Raw genomic sequence first — 17,815 nt, 5'->3', positions numbered from 1 at the left:
CAACCCGGGCCGGCGACGGCCCGCACCGCAGCAGACGATCAGAAGACAGAAGGAGAAACATCATGACCTTGCTCATGGAAGTTCGCTACGAAGAAGCCGGCGTGAGCTCGGTGACGGTCGATGTCGTCGTCGATGCCAGCGCGGAGTTCGCGTGGGATGCCGTGCGCGATGTCTATGCGGTGGACACCCGGCTCATCCCGGGATTCGCGCTCCACGTGGAAAAGGGACCGGACAGCAGGACGGTGACGTTCGCCGATGACATGAAGATCACCGAGCGCATCGTCGGAGTCGACGATGGCGCCCGAAAGCTCACCTACCATGCGACCGAGGGCGGGCCGCTGACACACCACCTGGGGTCACAGACCGTGCGGGAGGACGAGGAGGGAGTCCATCTCGTCTGGAGGACCGAGTTCGCGCCCGCGTCGGTCGTCGACTACGCCACCAGCACCATGCGGACCACCGTGGCACTCATGAAGAAGACGATCGAAACGGCGTTCGCCGATCGGTGAGACCCCTCCTGACCACCTCCGGGCAGGCCGCCCGGCCGATGATGTGCGCCGTGGAGTACGGCGGGTACGGCGGTCCCCAGGGGCTGGAGATTCGCGTAGTCGCGCGGCCGCAGCCGGGCGCCGGCGAGTTGCTCGTCCGCGTCCACGGCACGAGCGTCAACCCGGTCGATGTGTCGATCCGGTCCGGTCCGGTGGCATGAGGATCATGTAGGGCCGCAGCTTCCCCAAACGGCCCTGCCGGGATCTTCACCGGGGAGGTGGTCCCCCTCGGCGGCGGCGTGACCGACCTGACGCACGGACAACGGGTGTGGAGGTTCTTCCTCACCGACGTGTCCAGCCGTGTCGGGGCCGCCGCCGAGTTCATCACCGTGAAGGTATCGACCGTCAGCTTGGCCCTGGGCAAAGCGGACCTGGCCGAGGCGGCGGCGCTGACGAGTGTCGGTGTCGCCGCGCTGCACGCCTTGCGTGACGTGTTGCGGCTCGCCCCGGGCGACAATCTGCTGATTGTCGGGCGCGTGGTGGTGCGGGCGGCCCCGCCATTCAGTTGGGTGTCGCCATGGGTGCCGGTCACCGCCGCGGCCGGCACCGCCAATCACACCTTCTGTCGTGATCTTGGGGCTTCCCGTACGGTGTGGCCGCTCGTGGTTGTGTAGTTCACAAACTCGGCGAACGTGACGCGGCGTTCGTGTTCGGACGTGTAGTCGCGCACGTACGCCCACTCGCGGGCGAGTGTCCCGTTAGAGCGCTCTGCCTTCCCGTTCGTGCGCGGGGTGTAGGGCCGGGTCCGCTTGTGCGTCGTACCGGTCGCGGCGAGCGCGTTGGCCCAGGTCGTGGACCGGTGGCACGACCCGTTGTCGGTGAGGTAACGGCGGATCGAGGTGATGCCGTGGGCGGCGACGAAGGCAGCGGCGCGGTACCAGAAGGCGACCGCGGTGACGGCCTCTCGTCGTCCAGGGCCTCGGTGCAGGCGAGCCGGTCCCCCTGGCCGTGCATCCGCCACCCACCGCCGACGGGGATGCGACCGAGCTTCTTGATGTCTACGTGGATCAGGTCGCCAATGCGTTCGTGTTCGTAGCGGATGACTTTGCGCAGTTGCTCGCCAGTGGGCGGGGATCGATGTCGCGCAGCCGGCTGAGTCCCCGCAGACCGAGGACACGGTGCACGGTGGCCGCTACGACAAAAAGCCTGAAAGCTACCAGGCCGGCCTCGAAATATGCGCCGGCCTCCTCTGTGATCCGACACCTCGGATCACAGCCTTGATCACAACTCCATACAGGCCCTGGTCGAGGAACTTCTGGGTACCGCCGGCGAAGTCGGTGCGGATCAGGGTGCGCCGGCCGCGCCGGAACTTCCTCGGCAGCTGCTCCAGGGTCCTCGCCGACAAGGTCGCCGCCGGCCAGACCGCCGTGGTCACTGCTGCGTGTCGCTGCCGTCCCAGGCCTTCTGCCGGGCAGGGTCGCTGTTGGTGGTGGAGCCCCAGCCGTCGGCGACCATGCCGTTGATGGGTCCGAGTTGCAGATGAGGTACCCGCCGGTGGTCGGCTGGAAGGACCACAGCTGGTTGTTGCCGCCGGCGAAGGAGTGCCGCTGTATCGAAGTCCCCCTCCGGTGACTGAAGCCGTTGATGTCGAGGACCTTGCCGCTGTTCCTGTTCACGATCTTGTAGAGCTGCCCGCCGGCCGGGACGATGCCAGTCCCGGTCAGCGCGACGTCTGCGTCACATCCTCGGCGTGGCCAGGACCGCCAGGCGACGCTGAGCCTGGCGGTCCTGCCGCAGTCCCCGGTGCCCCTTCCGCTTCGTCAGCTGATGGAGAACTGGCTGAAGCTCGCGGTGCCGGGTGCCGGGGCGTGGGCCGTGAAGAACGTGCCCGCGTCCAGGCTGCTGTTCGCTCCGGTCAGTGTGGCGGTGCCGACGGTGGTCCAGGCGGTGCCGTCGACGGAGTAGGAACCGGTGACCGAGGTGCCGCTCCTGACCAGCCGGAGCCAGACGGGGGCGGAGCGGCCGGTCTTGGTGGTGCTCTTGTCGACGTAGCCGTCGCTGTCGGAGTCCCACTCCAGGGTGACGCCGTTGCTGGGAGTGACGGAGAGGGAGGCGTAGCCGGTGGACGAGCCGGCTGCGGCGATGTTGTTGCGCAGCATCAGGCCGGCCTTGCCCCAGCCGTTGGTGTTGTCCTGGCTGTCGACGTGGACGGTGACCGTGGAGGATGTTCCCGCGGCGGCCGGCTGGTAGGCCGCGGAGTACTCGTCGTCGTGCAGCGCGGTCGTTTCCCAGGTGTCGATGCCCGCGCTGGTCAGGGAGGTCACTCCCTGGCTCTGGCTCACCGCGGCGGGGATGGAGCCGTAGGCCCGCCAGGGCGAGGTGACGATCTGGAGCTTGCTGAAGGCCGCACTGCCGGCTGTGGTGCTGTGGGCGGTGTGGATGACACCGGCGTCCTGGGTGGCGGCCATGGACGGCAGGGTCACCGCCGAGCCGATCTGGGTGAAGGTGGATCCGTCGGTGGAGTAGTAGCCGGACACTTGGGTGGCGGTGCGGGTGAGCCGCAACCAGACCGGTGCCTTGACCGAGGTGGCCGTGGAGGTCAGCTGGTCGAGGTAGCCGTCGCCGTTGGAGTCCCACTGGAAGCTGACGCCGTTGGCCGGGGTTACCACCACGGTCGCGTAACCGGGTGAGGAGCCGCTGCCGGTGAGGTTGTTGCGCAGCACGACTCCGGCCTTGGCCCAGGCGTTGGTGTTGTCGATGTTGTCGACCCGGGCTGTCACCGAGGTGCCGTTGACGGCGGCGCCTGCCTGGTAGACGGTGCCGTAGGTGTCGTCGTGCTGGCCGCCGGCACCCCAGATGTCGGTGCCCGCGTCGGTGACGGTGAAGAAGCCGCCGGTCTGTCCGGTGGCGGCGGGGGTGGAGGAGTAGGCGCTGTAGGGGCCGGTGACGGCGCCGGTGGTCAGCGGCCGGTACTGCGGCTCGATGCCGGCGTTGTTCATGACGGTCTGCGCGCCGGACGGCCAGTTGCCGTTGGTGACGACGACGGTGCCGCTGACGGTGTCACCGTGGCCGTCGGTGCTACTGATGTTGGCGTTGTCGTTGTCTGTCCAGTTGTCGGTGACGGTCAGGGCGCCGGTGTTGTGGGTTGAGCTGATGTGGGCGAAGAGCCACTTGCCGGCGTAGCGCACGACGTTGTTGGTGTCGGTGAAGTTCCGGGAGCCCTCGTCGTGGTAAAGGCCGTAGTAGTTGTTGCTGTTGTGGCAGTAGTTCCCCGTGACCGTGCTGCCGGGCGAGGCCGACAGGGTGTACACGCAGCCGCCGTCGGCCATCTGCTGCATGATGTCGTGGATGTGGTTGCCCGTGACGGTGTTGTTCTGGGCCGTGGTGGGCGTCGAGTAGACGGGCTGGTAGTCGTACAGGCCCCGGTTCGCGTAGTCCGGGCTGCCGCCCGGGTCGTTGACGCCCCAGCCGTAGCCGATGGCGAGGCCGGAGTACGGCAGGTTGTACACCTCGTTGTGCGAGACGCTCGCGCCGTTGACGTAGGTGACCAGGAGGCCCGTCATGTCGCGGTAGTCGATCGCCACGTCGTGGATGACGTTGTCGTTCAGGGTGATGTTCTTGTTGGTCATCCGGCTGTCACTGGGGTGGTGCGCGTCCGCCTGGAGCCCGCCGACGACGATGCCGCCGCCCGCGTCCTGGGTGAAGACGTTCCCGATGGCGGTGATGGTGTCGGCACCGAGTCCGACACCGGTGGCGTGCGCGTTGGCGTCCTGGCCGATGCCGAGGGCGAGCTGCCCGAGGTTGGTGAACTGGTTGCCGGTGAAGGCGATGTGGTCGGCGGCCGAGACCTGGACGGCGGCCGGCATCTGGTTCCAGTGCGGGCGGGTCGCCTCGAACAACTTGCAGCCGTGACCATTGCAGGAGGTCAGCCAGTCCGACGGGACGGACCAGGTGCCGGCCAGGTAGGTCCCGGTCTGCTGGGCGGCGTACCCGTTGCTGCCGCTCGGGCCCATCCAGCTGGTGCCCGAGAACTGCAGCCCTGAGAACGTGATGTGGGTGGCGGGAGAGGCATAGCTTCCCCCGACGTCGACGAGCGAGTCGAGCTTCGGCACCTCGACGTCCGCGGTGCTCATGCTCTGCCCCGGCAGCGGCTTGTAGTACAGGGTGCCGGTGTTGGTGTCGAGGTACCACTCACCGGCGGTGTCGAGGAACTCGTAGGCGTTCTCGATGTAGAGCGGGCCGATCCGGAGCGGGTTGGACAGGGTGTCCCAGCCGAACGTGTTGTTGGTCCATGAGGGCTCGGTCATGGTGATGGTGCCGTTGCTGATGCCGGACACCGGGGCGTAGCGGTCGGTCCAGGACCCTATGCCGTGGATCTCGGTCCGGCCGGGGTTCGCAAGGCTGTTGAGGTAGCTCAGCGAGCTGCTGGTGAACGTGTAGCCGCTCGTGGTCACGGTCAGGTCCGAGCGGTTGACCGTGGAGCGGGCCCGCTGCGCCAGGACACCGTCGACGTACAGCTGCCGGGTGTCGAACCCGGTGCCGACGTTAGCCTTCCAGATGTTCTTCGCCGAGTCCTGCAGCGTCCAGCCCGTCGCCCGCTGCGCGCCGGTGATGACGGGATGCGCGCCCAGCGCGGCCTTCCAGATCACCGTGTGGCCGCCGGTGCCGGAGTCGGCGGCGGTGAAGGTGAGCGGAGCGGAGAGGCGGTAGGTACCGTCCGCCAACTGCACGACGATGTCGCCGGTCATGCCGGCGTTGACCGCGCGCACCGAGGTCTGCGCCTGGGTGATCGAACACGGCTGGCTCACGGAGCAAGCGGTGCCCGTGCCGTTCGGCGCCGCGTAGAGCGTCGTCATGGTCGCGGCCTGCGCCGCTCCGGCGGATGCGACTGCGGAAAGCAGGGCGCCGACGAGCGCCGTCGCCGCGGCCGCGGCACGTATCCGCAGCCCGGGGCGGTGTGAGGGAATCGTTCTTCGGAGTGACAGCACGAGGGCTCCTTCGGTGATGCGACACCGTGCCTGGTCCCATCCCGGTCGCGACCCGGCGGACTTCGGCCATGTTTCACCGGCGTTTCGCCGGGCGGACGAACTTCATCATACGAATGACATAATCCACAAGGTGTATGCTGTGGCATTTACTGATCACGAGGAGCCGCACGTGGCCCGTACCCCGGCGAATCGTCAACGACTGGCGTCTGCACCCTCGGAGGGGTCGCTGGGAGCCGTTCCCCGACGGCAGACCGGCCGGCTCAGCGACACCGTGGTCACCTATCTCGTCGACCGGATCGTGGGCGGGGCCTATCCGCCGGACTCCGCGCTGCCCATCGAGGCGGTGCTGTGCGAGGAGTTCGGCGTCAGTCGGACCGTCGTGCGCGAGTCGGTGAAGGTACTCGAAGAAAAGGGGCTGATCAGGGCGGCGCCCGGGCGCGGTACACGGGTGCGCGAGCCACAGGAGTGGAATCTTCTGGACCCTGTCGTCCTGGAGGCTCAGGTCCGTCACGACCGGACGCTGACGATCCTCGACCAGCTGGTCAGTGTGCGGATCGCCCTGGAGGCCGAGATGGCCGCCGACGCGGCCGGCCGCATCACCGACCTCGAACTCGCCCAACTCGAGGAGCAGGTCACCGCGCTGCGGGAGGCACTGGACGACCCGGTGCGCTACGCCGAGGAAGACGCCGCCTTCCACGAGATGATCATGAGGGCTTCCGGGAATCTCCTGGGTCAGGCGATCATCCGCAGCGTTCACGGCAAGGCCCGCCTGTCACGCCTCTACACCGGTCACTCGACCCGCGACGGCTTGACCATGTCACTGGGCGAGCACGTGGCCATACTCGAACTGCTCCGCCATCGTGACGCCGACGGAGCCGCCCGCGCGATGCGCGAGCACATCGCCCGGGCATGGGCGAGCCGCCGACCGACCCCGCAGCCCTGACGGCACCGACGGGCCCCACGCCCGCCCGCACCAGCACGTTGGATACATCCGGTCACGCCGCCGACCGACCCCTACACGGCGGCGTCAGCCCGCGCGAGTACCGCAAAGACCACTGCACTCCTCCACAGGCCCGCCTCACAAACCTCACGGTGGCAGGTGCAGACGGGAAGACGGCGTGCCGCGTTCTCGTCGTCCTCAAGGTTTCGTCCCCGTAGGGCCCAAATCGTCGCAGGCGGGCCACCGAAGCCCCCTCTCCCAGAGGGTGCGTCGCGGCCCGCAGGCCCCCACTCTCATTTTGTACGACGGCAGCAGCGGGCACTGACTCAAGATCGGCCTCGGTTCGACCCGCTCGCTGACCACTGCTGGATGCCTGCGACGCCTCGACCGCCGAAGCGCCATGCTCATCGAGTGGCCGGTCGCCGGTGGCGCCGGTCAGGACCGGCGACTCCTCACCCTGTGACAGCCCCTCCGGCATGTGCCGGCACAACGGTCAGCCGAACAGGCGGCGCTGGATCTCCCGTCGGTAGTCTTCCAGCGTCCGGTCGAGGTGTACGGCCGTGGCCGCGGCGGCCTCGTCGGGTCGGCCGTCGCGAATGGCGCGGTAGATCGTCTCGTGCTCCTCGACCGCGGCCGCGGTGCCCTCGCCGATGGTGTCGTGGACGATCGCGCTGGACTGGCGCTGCAGCTGGCGGGCCTCACGCACCGCGCTGCCGAGGAACGGGTTGTGCGAAGCCGCGGCCACGGCGGCGTGGAAGTCGTCGTCCGCCTGGTTGAAGACGTCGACCTCACCGTGGACGTACCCGTGCCGGCACTGCTGCATGGCGACCTCGATGGTGCGCAGTTCGGCGGGCGTGGCCCGGGTGGCCGCGAGCTTGGCGGCAACCGTTTCCTGAACCCCGCGGAACTCGAACAGCATGAGCACGTGATCGAGGTCCACGGGCCGGAAGAAGCCGGCCCAGCGGCTGGTGATCAGCATGCCGTCCTCGTCCGCGACGAACAGTCCGCGCCCCTTGTGCACCCGGACCCGGCCGAGGGCCGAGAGGATCTTCACGGCATCTCGGACAACCCCCCGGCTGGTGCCCAGCTGCAGGGCCAGGTCCTTCTCCGTGGGGATCCGGTCGCCGGGAAGCAGGCGCGACTCGGCGATGAACTCGAGGATCCGCTCCGCCACGACCTCGTAACCGGGCCGGTAGTCGCGCCGCTCGTCCGCGCCGTTCACCTCTGCCGCCACGACGGGCGTGTCCTTCATGTGTCCTGCCTCCGGGTGGCTGCGACGACGGTGACTGATCAACCTTAAACCGCGTTCATCCTACCCCAGACACTCTAATAAGTCGGACTCATTTGGCGCTCCTGATCATCAGTCTGCATGCAAATTATGGCCTTTAGTGCCGTTTTAGCTGCGTATATGACTCGCAGTAGTCACCTTGACATGCACGCCGAATCTCAAGAAAAGACCTACTCACCCCTTGACTCGCCCGTCGATATCGCGGCTAATTTCTTTCCTCGGCGGTACGACAGAGCCGTCAGCAGCCGCAAGCAAACCCAGTGGAGTCGCTCATGTCCGTCTACAAGCCTTCGGCCGCCCAGGAGACAGGGACCAGCAGGAGACGTATCTCGCTGCTGGCCGGCTGTGCCGCCACCGTGCTGCTCACCGTGGCCGCCTGCGGCAGTGGTGGCGGCGCCGGTACGACCACCAAGGACGGCTTCGCCCAGGCGCCGCAGAAGGACGGGGCGTTGACCGTCTGGGTGGACGCGACCCGGATGGACGCCGCGAAGCAGTACCAGGCGTCGCACCCGGACGTGAAGATGAACATCGTCAGCTACGACGGCGACGCCAACGGCTCGAACTACCTCCAGACCAAGGTCCAGCTCTTCAACCGCACCGGCAAGGGGTGGCCCGACGTCGTCTTCAGCTCCCAGAACAACGAGGTGACCTGGGCGGTCGACGCCGGCTTCGCCGCCCCGCTGAACAAGGGCCTGATCCCGGACGCGACCCTCGGCGGGTTCGCCAAGGGTGCCAACGACGTCTGCACGGTCGACGGCACCATGTACTGCCTGCGCAACGACCTCTCCCAGGCCGTGCTCTGGTACAACGCCCCGCTGATGAAGAAGTTCGGCTACACGGTGCCGACGACCTGGGAGGAGTACCAGGCGCTCGGTGAGAAGGTCGCCAAGGAGCACCCCGGCTACCTCGTGGGAAGCAGATCGCGGTGGCGCCCATGCCGCAGTGGCAGGGTGAGACCTCGCCGTCCACCGGCAACGTCGGCGGCGGCACCTGGCTGCTGTCCAAGCACTCCACCCACCTCAAGGCGGCCACCGACTTCCTGAAGTGGGTCACCACCGACAACGCCTACCAGGGCGAGAAGGCTCCCGGCTTCCCGGCGTACGCGCCCGCCGCCGAGAACTGGCTGAAGGCGCAGGCCGCCTCCGGCTACTTCGTCGGCGACCTCACGCCTCTCAAGGACGCCTCCTCGCAGGTGTGGTCGGACTGGGGGTCGGGCCAGTTCAGCCAGGAGGCGGTCTGGGCCGCCACCGTCAAGCCCGGCCTGACGCAGGGCAAGAGCATCGAATCGCTGCTGCCCGCCTGGCAGGACTCGATCGTCAAGTACGCCAAGGCCGACGGATACAAGGTCTCCCAGTGACGGTCACCCACTCCTCGGCCGGCTCCGTCCGGGGGCGCCCTCGCGGCACCTCCCGGCAAAGCCGGGCCGGCGTGGCATTCGTCGCCGGCTACGTACTGCTGCTGATCGCCTTCGGCGTCCTTCCCACCTGCTACGCGATCTACTTCGCGTTCACGGACGCCGGAGGCGCCTTCACCGGCATCTCCAACTTCGTCACCACGGCACAGGACTTCCGATTCGTCGACTCCCTGAGCCACGTGGCCCTTTACCTGGTCTTCTGGCTGGTCTCACTCGTGGTGTTCGTGGTGGTCCTGGCGCTGCTCCTGCACAAGCTGTCCTTGGGGCCGCTCAGTCAGGCACTGCGCTTCCTCTACTACATCCCCGGCGCCCTCGCCGGCGCCGCGAGCGTCCTGGTGTGGCTGTTCATGCTCGACCCGACGGTCAGCCCGGTCAGCTCCCTGCTGGAGACGCTGGGCTTCCACACCTTCGGCGAGGTCATCGCCCCCGGCAATCTGGCGCTGTTGTTCACGATCATCGCCTTCTGGACCGGCGCGGGGGGCTGGATCGTCGTCATGTACGGCGCGCTCAACAACATCCCCAAGGACGTCATGGAAGCCGCCCGCATCGACGGCGCCAACGGCTGGCAGACCGCCTGGCGGGTGCAGATCCCCATGCTCCGCAAGTGGATCGTCTACATGGTGATCCTGGCCTTCGCGGGCGGCGCTCAGCTCTTCGTGGAGCCGCAGCTGCTGTCCCTGGCCAGTACGGGCGTGGCCGGCCGCGACTACTCGCTCAACCAGCTCACCTACGACTTCGCCTTCCAGATGAACAACATCAACGGCGCCGCCGCGGTCTCGGTGGAGCTCCTGGTCGTCAGCGTGTCGGTCGCCGGTGTCTTCGTCGCACGATCGGGGTTCTTCGATGCCGACTGAGACCCGACCCACTCCCCTTGCCACCGCCCCACGCACGGAACGGGACACGAACGCCATGAGCCGAACCCGGCACGGGGAACCGCGGCGGCGCCGCCGGTCCCCGCAGCACGTGGCCTCCCGGCTGCTGGCGGGCTCCGTGCTCACCGTCTTCGTGGTGTTCTTCGTCCTGCCGGTGCTGTGGCTGCTGCTCGCGGCGACCAAGACCGACCAGCAACTCGTCCACGACAACCCCCTGACCTTCGGCTCCTGGCACGCCTTCAAGGCCAACTGGCACGCGCTCACCGCCTTCCAGGACAACGCCATCCTGCTGTGGCTGCGCAACTCCGCCGTCTACGCCGCGATCTCACTGGTCATCACGCTCTGCCTGGCCATTCCCGCGGGGTACGCGCTGGCGATGACCGAGTTCCGCGGCCGACGCACGCTGCTGATCGCGACCCTGGTCGTGATGCTGATGCCGAACGCCACCCTGGTGGTGCCGCTGTTCCTGGAGCTCAACGCGGTGCACCTGATCGGCACGATGTGGTCGATCATCCTGCCCTACTCGTTCTACCCGTTCGGCGTGTACCTCACCTACATCTACTTCACGACCGCCGTCCCCAAGGACCTCCTGGCCGCGGCACGCATGGACGGCTGCTCCGAGTTCGGCGTCTTCCGGCACATCGCGCTGCCGCTGGCCACGCCCGTCATCGCGCTGGTCGGCTTCTTCAGCTTCGTCGCCAACTGGACCAACTACTTCCTGCCCTACGTCATGCTCCCCGACAGCGACCAGATGCCCATCCAGGTGGGCGTCGGCAGTCTTCTCAGCAACGTGCCGTCGTTCAACCCGACCGTCGGCACCCTCGCCATCCAACGCCCGCAACTGGCACTGGCCACGCTGGTCGCCATCACACCGGTACTCGTCGTGTTCCTGTTCGCCCAGCGCTTCCTGGTCAGCGGAATGCTCGCCGGCGCCACCAAGGAGTAACAGCTCTCATGCCATACAGCCCTGACTCCCACCTCTCCGGCGACCCCGGCGACGACATCCCGGCCGCCGACCTTCTACGAGGTGTTCTTCAACTGGCCCCAGCTCTACCTCCTCGGCGGCGCCGACGATCTGCTGCCCGCCAGTGAGAAGCACTGGGAGGGCGTGACCCGGCAGCTCACCGAACTGAACATGCTGCGCGACGAGTTCGAGCGCGGCTACGACTGGTTCCACCAGGGCGAGAGCCTGCTCCTGCTCTACTTCCTGTGCATGGCCGCACCCGACCGCTGGCATGAGCGCGCCCTGCGCTTCGCCGAGCTGTACGTCGACCCGGCCAAGGGCAACTACGACCCCGAGCACCGCATCATCGCCCGCCCGCACAACGGCAGCGACCCCGACCGCACGGGCCTGTTCGACGGTGACGTCTACCCCTGGCTCCAGAAGGAGGCCGACACCTACGGGTACCCGCTCGAGTGGATCCCCGAGGCCGCGAACGGCCCCTTCCCCCTCTCGGCGGACCCGCGCCTCGGCGACCAGATGCGGGACCGGATGGGCGTCGGCGACACCGCGGTCAACCTCGCCGCGGCCGGGCTGGTCCTCAACGCGTGGATCCTGTCCGGCGAGGAGCGCTACCGCGACTGGATCGTCGAGTACGTGGGCGCCTGGCGCGAGCGCACCCGCGAACAGGGCGGCCTGATCCCGGACAACGTGGGCCCGGACGGCGAGGTCGGCACCATGCTGGAAGGGCGCTGGTACGGCGGCCACTACGGCTGGTCGTGGCCCCACGGCTGGCACAGCCTCGGTCACGCGGCCTGCGTGGCGGCGCTCGCGGCGGCCACGGTCACCGGCGACGACGACTACCTCTCCATGGTCGCGACCTCTCTCGACACCCTCATAGGCCACGCCAAGGTCATGCCCCACACGGAGGCCGACTCCAGCCTGCCCTCCAAGTGGGCGGTCGAACTCGGTCCGGACCGGCACACGCCCACCCTCCACCTGCCGTTCCGGCACAACGACTCCGGCTGGTTCGACTACAACCCGGCCACACCCCCCGTGCCGGTGGCCCTGTGGCACCACACGGCCTCCGACGCCGACCGCACCCGGCTGGAGGGGCTGCGCGAGGCGGACGGCATCGACTGGCGCACCGTGCGGCCGTTCCGGTCCAAGGAGGACTCCGGACACGAGAAGGCGTGGTTCGCCTTCCTCGCCGGCGACGACCCCGACTACCCCGAGCGCATCCTCGCCATGGCGCAGGCCCAGGTCCGCCACCGGCTGCGGCGCATCGACCGCTACCGCGACCTGGACGTGCCCGAGGCCGACATCCATGTGTGGCAGCTGTGCAACCCGGTGGTCACCGAGGCCCTGGTACAACTGACCTGGGGCGGCCCGCAGGTGCTGTATCAGGGCGGTCTGCAGCAGGCGCGGCTGCGCTACCACGACGCCGACGCCCGCCGGGCCGGCCTGCCCGCCGACGTCGCCGCCCTGGTCACCTCCATCGACCCCGAGGCGACCACCGTCGAACTGGTCAACCTGGCCCCCGAAACCGACCGCACGGTGATCGTCCAGGCGGGCGCGTTCGCCGAGCACACCATCACCAGCGTCCGGTACACCACCTGCCAGGACGACGGCTGGATCGGCGACATGTACGACTACGGGCACACCGAGCCAGTTGTCTCCGAGGCCGAGGTCCCATGCGACGGCCCGTACCTGACGGTCCGTCTGCCCGCCTCCACCCGCATCCGGCTCACCCTGCGGCTCGGGCTGCGCACCCGTACTCCCAGTTACCGGACCCCGTTCGACACCGAGGCCGAGCAGGCCGACTCCACCGAGACGACAGGGGAACCGGCGTGAAGCGCATCGCCCAGACCATCAGGCTCCGTCCCGAACACCGCGAGGAGTACCTCCGGCTCCACTCCGCCGTGTGGCCCGGCGTAGAAGCCGCCCTGCTCCGGGCGAACATCCGCAACTACAGCATCTTCCTCCACGGTGACGTGCTCTTCGCCTACATGGAGTACATCGGCGACGACTTCGAGGTGGACATGGCCTCCATCGAGGCCGACCCCGAGACCCAGCGCTGGTGGAAGCTCACCGATCCGTGCCAGGAGCCCTTCCCCGACCGGGGGGAGGGACGCCAGTGGACCGAGCTCCCCGAGATCTGGCATCTGAGCCCGCCCGACGGCGACGCCACCGTCTGATCCGGCCCGCACCGGCCAGAGCCGGCCCGCACCCGCCCGACCCGACTTGGACCACCCCATGAACGCACCCGTGCTCGTCGACGCCCACCACCACCTGTGGGACCTCGCCCACCGTCCGCAGCCCTGGCTGGACGACCCCGGCGTGGCATCGATCCGCCGCACCTTCACCCCCGATGACCTGCGCACCACCGCCACCCACCCCATCGCGGGCCGACGGCTGCACAGCACAGTGGTCGTCCAGTGCATCGCGGAGATCGCCGAGACCGAGGACCTGCTCGCGCTCGCCGAGCGGGAGCCCCTGATCCAGGCCGTGGTCGGCTGGGCCGACCTGACGTCACCGGCCATCGGTGACGTACTCGACCAGCTGCAAGCCGGACCGGGCGGCGGATACCTGCGCTCCCTGCGGCACCTCGTCCAGAGCGAGACCGACCCCGACTGGCTCCAACACCCCGATGTGGAACGCGGGTTGAGGGCGACCCGGGATCGCGGACTCCGCTACGACGTGCTCGTGCGCGACCACCAGCTCGATCAGGCGATCCGGCTCGCGGAACGCTTCCCGGACCTGCCCCAGGTGCTCAACCACGCGGGCAAGCCGGACATCGCCCGTGGGGACATCGCCGAGTGGGAACGCCGGATGCGGCAGCTCGCCGGGCACCCGCAGGTGGTGTGCAAGGTCTCGGGGCTGATCACCGAGGCCGACCACACCCGCTGGACCACCGCCGACATCCGCCCGGTCTGGGAGGTGCTGCTCTCGGCCTTCGGCCCCGAGCGGCTGATGTTCGGCTCGGACTGGCCGGTCGCCAACCTGGCGGGTGGCTGGAACCGGTGGGCCGCCACCGTGGACGAGCTGCTCACCGGCTGGAGCGAGAGCGATGTCGACGCGCTCCTCGCCGGCACCGCGACCGCGTTCTACGGCCTGGCCTCCGTTTTCACGAAGGGCGACGCGACCGCCCGGAGGGCCTGACCCGCTCCGGCTCCGCGACGAGACCTACTGCCGCGGAGCCACATCCCATGACACGGACTCACACGAACTCGCGCGAAACCAGCGCCGGACACATAGCCACGGACGCCGAGCCACTCGGCATCCGTAGGCACCGGTCCGCGCCGAAGGGACCCTGCCCCCATGACACTAGCCGCCCGATACCTCTGCGCCCGCACCCTGGACACGGCCCCCGCCCACAGCGCGCCGCCGGGACCCGGCGAGGTGGAACTGGCCCCCGCCTACGTCGGCATCTGCGGGACCGACCTGCACATCTTCCACGGCGACATGGACGCCCGGGTCAGCGCACCGGCCGTCCTGGGGCACGAGATGGCCGGGCGCGTGGTCCGCTGCGGGCCGGACGTGACGGACTGGCGGCCAGGCGACGCGGTCACCGTGATGCCGCTGCGCTGGGACGACACCTGCCCGGCCTGCCGCAACGGCCACCAGCACATCTGCCAGCACCTGGACTTCATCGGCATCGACTCTCCCGGCGCGATGCAGCAGCGCTGGACGGTACCCGCCGCCACCCTGATACGGCTGCCCGACTCCCTCCCGCTGGACCGGGCCGCGCTCGTCGAGCCCACTGCGGTCGCGGTGCACGACGTCGGCCGGGCCGGGGTGCGCGAGGGCGAGCGGGTCGTCGTGGTGGGCGGCGGCCCGGTCGGCGTCCTGATCGCGCTGGTGGCCCAGGCCGCGGGGGCGGACGTCCGGGTGGTGGAGCTCAGCGCCCACCGCCGGCTGCTCGCCGAGGAGTTGGGGCTGACCGTGTGGGATCCTGCCGCCGAGGACCTGGCCGAGCTGGTCCGGCGGTGGACCGGGGACGCGGGGGCGGACGTCGCCTTCGAGGTGTCCGGCGCGGCGGGCGGGGTGGACACCGCGGTCGACGTGCTCGGCGTGCGCGGCCGGCTGTGTCTGGTCGCGATCCACTCCCGCCCGCGTGAGGTGAACCTGCACCGCTTCTTCTGGCGCGAACTCACCCTCGTCGGGGCCCGGTTGTACGACCGCTCCGACTTCGAGAAGGCGGTGACACTGGTGGCCGACGGCACCATTCCCGCCGACCGGCTGATCAGCAAGGTCGTGCCGCTCACCCAGGCACCCGCCGCCTTCGAGGCGCTGGAGGGTGGCGGCGACGTGATGAAGATCCTCGTGGACTGCACCGACGACGCCCAGGGAGCCTCCGTATGACCGCCTTCGACCTCACCGGACGGCTCGCCGTCGTCACCGGCGCCCGGCGCGGCATCGGCCGGGCCATGGCCCGCGCGCTCGCCGAGGCCGGCGCGGACGTCATCGGCGTCAGCGCCTCCCTGGAGGAGTCCGGCAGCGCGGTGGAAAAGGACGTCGTCGCCGCAGGCCGCACATTCGAGGCCATCCGCACCGACTTCGCGGACCCCGAGGCGGTACGGGCCCTGGGCGCGGACCTCGCCGGGCGCGAACGCCCGGTGGACGTCCTGGTCAACAACGCGGGCACGATCCGCCGCGCCCCGGCCGCCGAACACACCGACGCCGACTGGGAGTTGGTGCTCCAGGTCAACCTCAACGCGCAGTTCGCGCTAACCCGCGCGGTCGGCGCGGCGATGGTCGCCCGCGGCCAGGGGAAGGTCATCTTCACCGCATCGCTGCTCAGCTTCCAGGGCGGCATCACCGTGCCCGGCTACACCGCCGCCAAACACGGGATCGCGGGCCTGACCAAAGCGCTGGCCAACGAGTGGGCCCCGCACGGTGTGAACGTCAACGCCATCGCCCCCGGCTACATCGCCACCGACAACACCCAGGCCCTCCAGGACGACCCGGTGCGCAGCAAGGCGATCCTGGACCGCATCCCGGCCGCGCGCTGGGGCAGCGCCGACGACCTCGCGGGCGCCACCGTGTTCCTGGCCTCCGACGCGGCCGCCTACGTCCACGGCGTAGTCCTGCCCGTCGACGGCGGATGGCTCGGCCGATGAGTGACGTAGACCTGGCCTGCGTGCTGGACGGCGCCCGTGTCATGCCGGTGCTGACTGTGCGCGACGCCGCCACGGCCGGCCCGTTGGCCGACGCGCTCGCCGCGGGCGGCGCCCGGTGCGCAGAGGTCACCTTCCGCACCCCCGACGCCGAACAGGTCCTCAAGACCATGGCCTCCCACGGGGGACTGGCCGTCGGCGCCGGCACGGTCCTCACGCCCGAGCAGGCCGAGCGGGCCGTGGCGGCCGGGGCCCGCTTCGTAGTTTCGCCCGGCTTCGACGAGGAGGTTGTCGCGAAGTGCGGTGAGCTGGGGGTCCCGGTCGTGCCGGGCATCGCCACCGCCACCGAGCTGATGTGCGCCCTGAAGGCCGGCCTCGACACCGTCAAGCTCTTCCCGGCCGAGCCGCTCGGCGGCGTCCCGATGCTGCGCGCGCTCGCAGCGCCCTTCCCCCAGGTACGGTTCGTGCCGACGGGCGGCATCGACGCCCGTCGTCTGCCCGCCTATCTCACCGACCCGGCGGTCCTCGCCGTCGGCGGCAGCTGGATGGCCACCGTTGCCCATCTGGAGCGGGGCGAGTACGGGGAGATCCGCCGGCTGACCGCCGAGGCCGTGCACGGGAGCGCGACGTGACCGACGTGGTGGCACTCGGTGAGGTGATGCTCCGCTTCGATCCGGGCGAGGGCAGGATCCGCACCGCCCGCACTCTCCAGGTCTGGGAAGGCGGCGGGGAGTACAACGTCGTGCGCGGACTGCGCCGCTGCTTCGGCCTGCGCACCGCCGTCGTCACCGCCCTCGCCGACAACGAGGTCGGCCGGCTGGTCGAGGACCTGATCCTGCAGGGCGGCGTCGACACGTCACTGATCCGCTGGGTGCCAGCGGACGGCATCGGCCGCGGGGTGCGCAACGGACTGAACTTCGTCGAGCGGGGCTACGGCATCCGGGGCGCACTGGGCGTCAGCGACCGCGCGCACACGGCCGTCTCTCAGCTGCGCAAGGGGGACATCGACTGGGACGCCATCTTCTCGGCCGGAGTGCGGTGGTTCCACACCGGCGGCATCTTCGCCGGCCTGTCCGACACCACCGTGGACGTCGCCGACGAAGCCATGGCGTCCGCCCGCCGCCACGGCGTCACCGTCTCCTACGACCCCAACTACCGCCCCAGCCTCTGGGCCGGCCGCGGCGGCGCCGACCGGGCCCGCGAGGTCGACGTACAGCTCACCCGCCACGCCGATGTCGTCGTGGGCGCCTTGGGCCTGGCCGGGCCGTACCCGGGTGCGGTACGCATCGGGGCGGACGAGGTGCAAGACGCCCTCGTCGAAGTGGCCGGGCTCCTGCCTCAGGCCGAGGTCCTCGCTACAACGCTGCGTCACGTGCCCTCCGCCGGGGTCAACGACTGGTCCTCCGCCGCCTGGTCGGCCCGTACCGGATTCGTCCGTGGCCCGCAGATGTCCGGCTTGCACGTCCTCGACCGCATCGGCTCGGGTGACGGCTTCGCAGCCGGCCTGATCTACGGACTGCTGACCGCCTGCGGGGAAGAGGACGGACCGGCGGCCGCTGCCACACCCTTGGCGCACCTCGACGTCGCCGCGCTGAGCCGCGCCCTCGCCTACGGGACCGCGCACGGGGCCCTCACCATGACCACCCCCGGCGACGTGTCCATGGCCTCGCTCGCCGAGGTGGAGGCGCTGATGGCAGGCGGCTCGGCCGCCGTCAGAAGGTGACAGGCCCATGGGCGCTCACACCGTCCGCGTCATCCAAGGAGA

At 69.4% G+C, this 17,815-nt stretch carries 17 protein-coding genes and 2 pseudogenes; 14 read left to right on the top strand and 5 right to left on the bottom strand.

Translation table 11 applies throughout. The features are described 5' to 3' along the window. The first annotated feature begins 62 nt into the window (after positions 1–62). The 3 genes from IH68_RS52050 (at position 63) to IH68_RS56670 (ending at position 1,162) form a co-directional block, all read left to right on the top strand. The gene (locus IH68_RS52050) at positions 63–509 is read left to right on the top strand and encodes an SRPBCC family protein (protein ID WP_051833942.1); all 447 of its coding nucleotides are present in this window, start codon (positions 63–65) and stop codon (positions 507–509) included. Continuing rightward, a complete protein-coding gene (locus IH68_RS52045) occupies positions 506–709 on the top strand; it encodes a hypothetical protein (protein ID WP_051833941.1) in 204 nt (67 codons plus the stop codon). The genes IH68_RS52050 and IH68_RS52045 overlap by 4 nt, the downstream gene beginning before the upstream one ends. Positions 710–787: 78 nt before the next feature. Next, the gene (locus tag IH68_RS56670) at positions 788–1,162 is read left to right on the top strand and encodes a hypothetical protein (RefSeq protein WP_143687659.1); all 375 of its coding nucleotides are present in this window, start codon (positions 788–790) and stop codon (positions 1,160–1,162) included. On the opposite strand, the gene IH68_RS59960 is transcribed toward IH68_RS56670, so the two are convergent. From IH68_RS59960 to IH68_RS50615, 4 genes and pseudogenes are all read right to left on the bottom strand, one after another. Continuing rightward, positions 1,102–1,509, bottom strand: a complete 408-nt coding sequence (locus IH68_RS59960) for an integrase core domain-containing protein (protein WP_159403791.1) — start codon at positions 1,507–1,509, stop codon at positions 1,102–1,104. The genes IH68_RS56670 and IH68_RS59960 overlap by 61 nt on opposite strands. Before the next feature lie 410 nt (positions 1,510–1,919). Beyond that, positions 1,920–2,063, bottom strand: coding sequence for a hypothetical protein (locus tag IH68_RS56665; RefSeq protein ID WP_159403790.1), 144 nt, complete (start codon positions 2,061–2,063; stop codon positions 1,920–1,922). Between the two features lie 5 nt (positions 2,064–2,068). Then, a pseudogene (locus IH68_RS58585) lies at positions 2,069–2,164 on the bottom strand (hypothetical protein); the annotation flags it as partial. Positions 2,165–2,308: 144 nt separating this feature from the next. Beyond that, complete coding sequence (locus IH68_RS50615; RefSeq protein WP_051833939.1) at positions 2,309–5,476, bottom strand: DUF1349 domain-containing protein; 3,168 nt, start codon at positions 5,474–5,476, stop codon at positions 2,309–2,311. 169 nt (positions 5,477–5,645) lie between these two features. On the opposite strand from IH68_RS50615, the gene IH68_RS0137820 reads away from it, so the two are divergent. Continuing rightward, complete coding sequence (locus IH68_RS0137820) at positions 5,646–6,419, top strand: FadR/GntR family transcriptional regulator (RefSeq protein ID WP_159403789.1); 774 nt, start codon at positions 5,646–5,648, stop codon at positions 6,417–6,419. Between the two features lie 490 nt (positions 6,420–6,909). On the opposite strand, the gene IH68_RS0137815 is transcribed toward IH68_RS0137820, so the two are convergent. Next, positions 6,910–7,668 (bottom strand): FadR/GntR family transcriptional regulator, encoded by a 759-nt coding sequence (locus IH68_RS0137815; protein WP_030944761.1) that lies wholly within the window; start codon positions 7,666–7,668, stop codon positions 6,910–6,912. Between the two features lie 308 nt (positions 7,669–7,976). Here IH68_RS0137815 and IH68_RS50610 point away from each other — a divergent pair. From IH68_RS50610 to IH68_RS0137765, 10 genes and pseudogenes are all read left to right on the top strand, one after another. Further along, positions 7,977–9,061: pseudogene (locus IH68_RS50610) on the top strand (ABC transporter substrate-binding protein). Beyond that, the gene (locus tag IH68_RS0137805; RefSeq protein ID WP_030944758.1) at positions 9,058–9,972 is read left to right on the top strand and encodes a carbohydrate ABC transporter permease; all 915 of its coding nucleotides are present in this window, start codon (positions 9,058–9,060) and stop codon (positions 9,970–9,972) included. Before IH68_RS50610 ends, IH68_RS0137805 begins: the two are co-directional and overlap by 4 nt. A gap of 55 nt (positions 9,973–10,027) precedes the next feature. Beyond that, positions 10,028–10,936, top strand: a complete 909-nt coding sequence (locus IH68_RS0137800) for a carbohydrate ABC transporter permease (RefSeq protein ID WP_231976292.1) — start codon at positions 10,028–10,030, stop codon at positions 10,934–10,936. Positions 10,937–11,017: 81 nt separating this feature from the next. Continuing rightward, on the top strand, positions 11,018–12,784 hold the full coding sequence (locus IH68_RS0137795; RefSeq protein WP_078912789.1) for a hypothetical protein: 1,767 nt from the start codon (positions 11,018–11,020) through the stop codon (positions 12,782–12,784). Further along, positions 12,781–13,128, top strand: a complete 348-nt coding sequence (locus IH68_RS0137790) for an L-rhamnose mutarotase (protein WP_030944749.1) — start codon at positions 12,781–12,783, stop codon at positions 13,126–13,128. Before IH68_RS0137795 ends, IH68_RS0137790 begins: the two co-directional genes overlap by 4 nt. A gap of 58 nt (positions 13,129–13,186) precedes the next feature. After that, entirely contained in the window at positions 13,187–14,092 is a 906-nt protein-coding gene (locus tag IH68_RS0137785) for an amidohydrolase family protein (protein WP_030944746.1), read from the top strand. 159 nt (positions 14,093–14,251) lie between these two features. Continuing rightward, positions 14,252–15,295, top strand: a complete 1,044-nt coding sequence (locus IH68_RS0137780; RefSeq protein WP_030944743.1) for a (R,R)-butanediol dehydrogenase — start codon at positions 14,252–14,254, stop codon at positions 15,293–15,295. Next, positions 15,292–16,053, top strand: coding sequence for an SDR family NAD(P)-dependent oxidoreductase (locus IH68_RS0137775; RefSeq protein ID WP_030944741.1), 762 nt, complete (start codon positions 15,292–15,294; stop codon positions 16,051–16,053). Before IH68_RS0137780 ends, IH68_RS0137775 begins: the two co-directional genes overlap by 4 nt. Further along, a complete protein-coding gene (gene eda, locus IH68_RS0137770; RefSeq protein WP_030944738.1) occupies positions 16,050–16,682 on the top strand; it encodes a bifunctional 4-hydroxy-2-oxoglutarate aldolase/2-dehydro-3-deoxy-phosphogluconate aldolase in 633 nt (210 codons plus the stop codon). The genes IH68_RS0137775 and eda overlap by 4 nt, the downstream gene beginning before the upstream one ends. Further along, positions 16,679–17,773, top strand: a complete 1,095-nt coding sequence (locus IH68_RS0137765; protein ID WP_030944734.1) for a sugar kinase — start codon at positions 16,679–16,681, stop codon at positions 17,771–17,773. The genes eda and IH68_RS0137765 overlap by 4 nt, the downstream gene beginning before the upstream one ends. Positions 17,774–17,815: the final 42 nt, after the last annotated feature.

The organism is Streptomyces sp. NRRL S-646, assembly GCF_000720765.1.
In the GTDB taxonomy this organism is placed as follows: Bacteria; Actinomycetota; Actinomycetes; order Streptomycetales; family Streptomycetaceae; genus Streptomyces.
The sequence above is the reverse complement of the archived record's forward strand: the minus strand, read 5'-3'. Positions and strand labels throughout refer to the sequence as shown.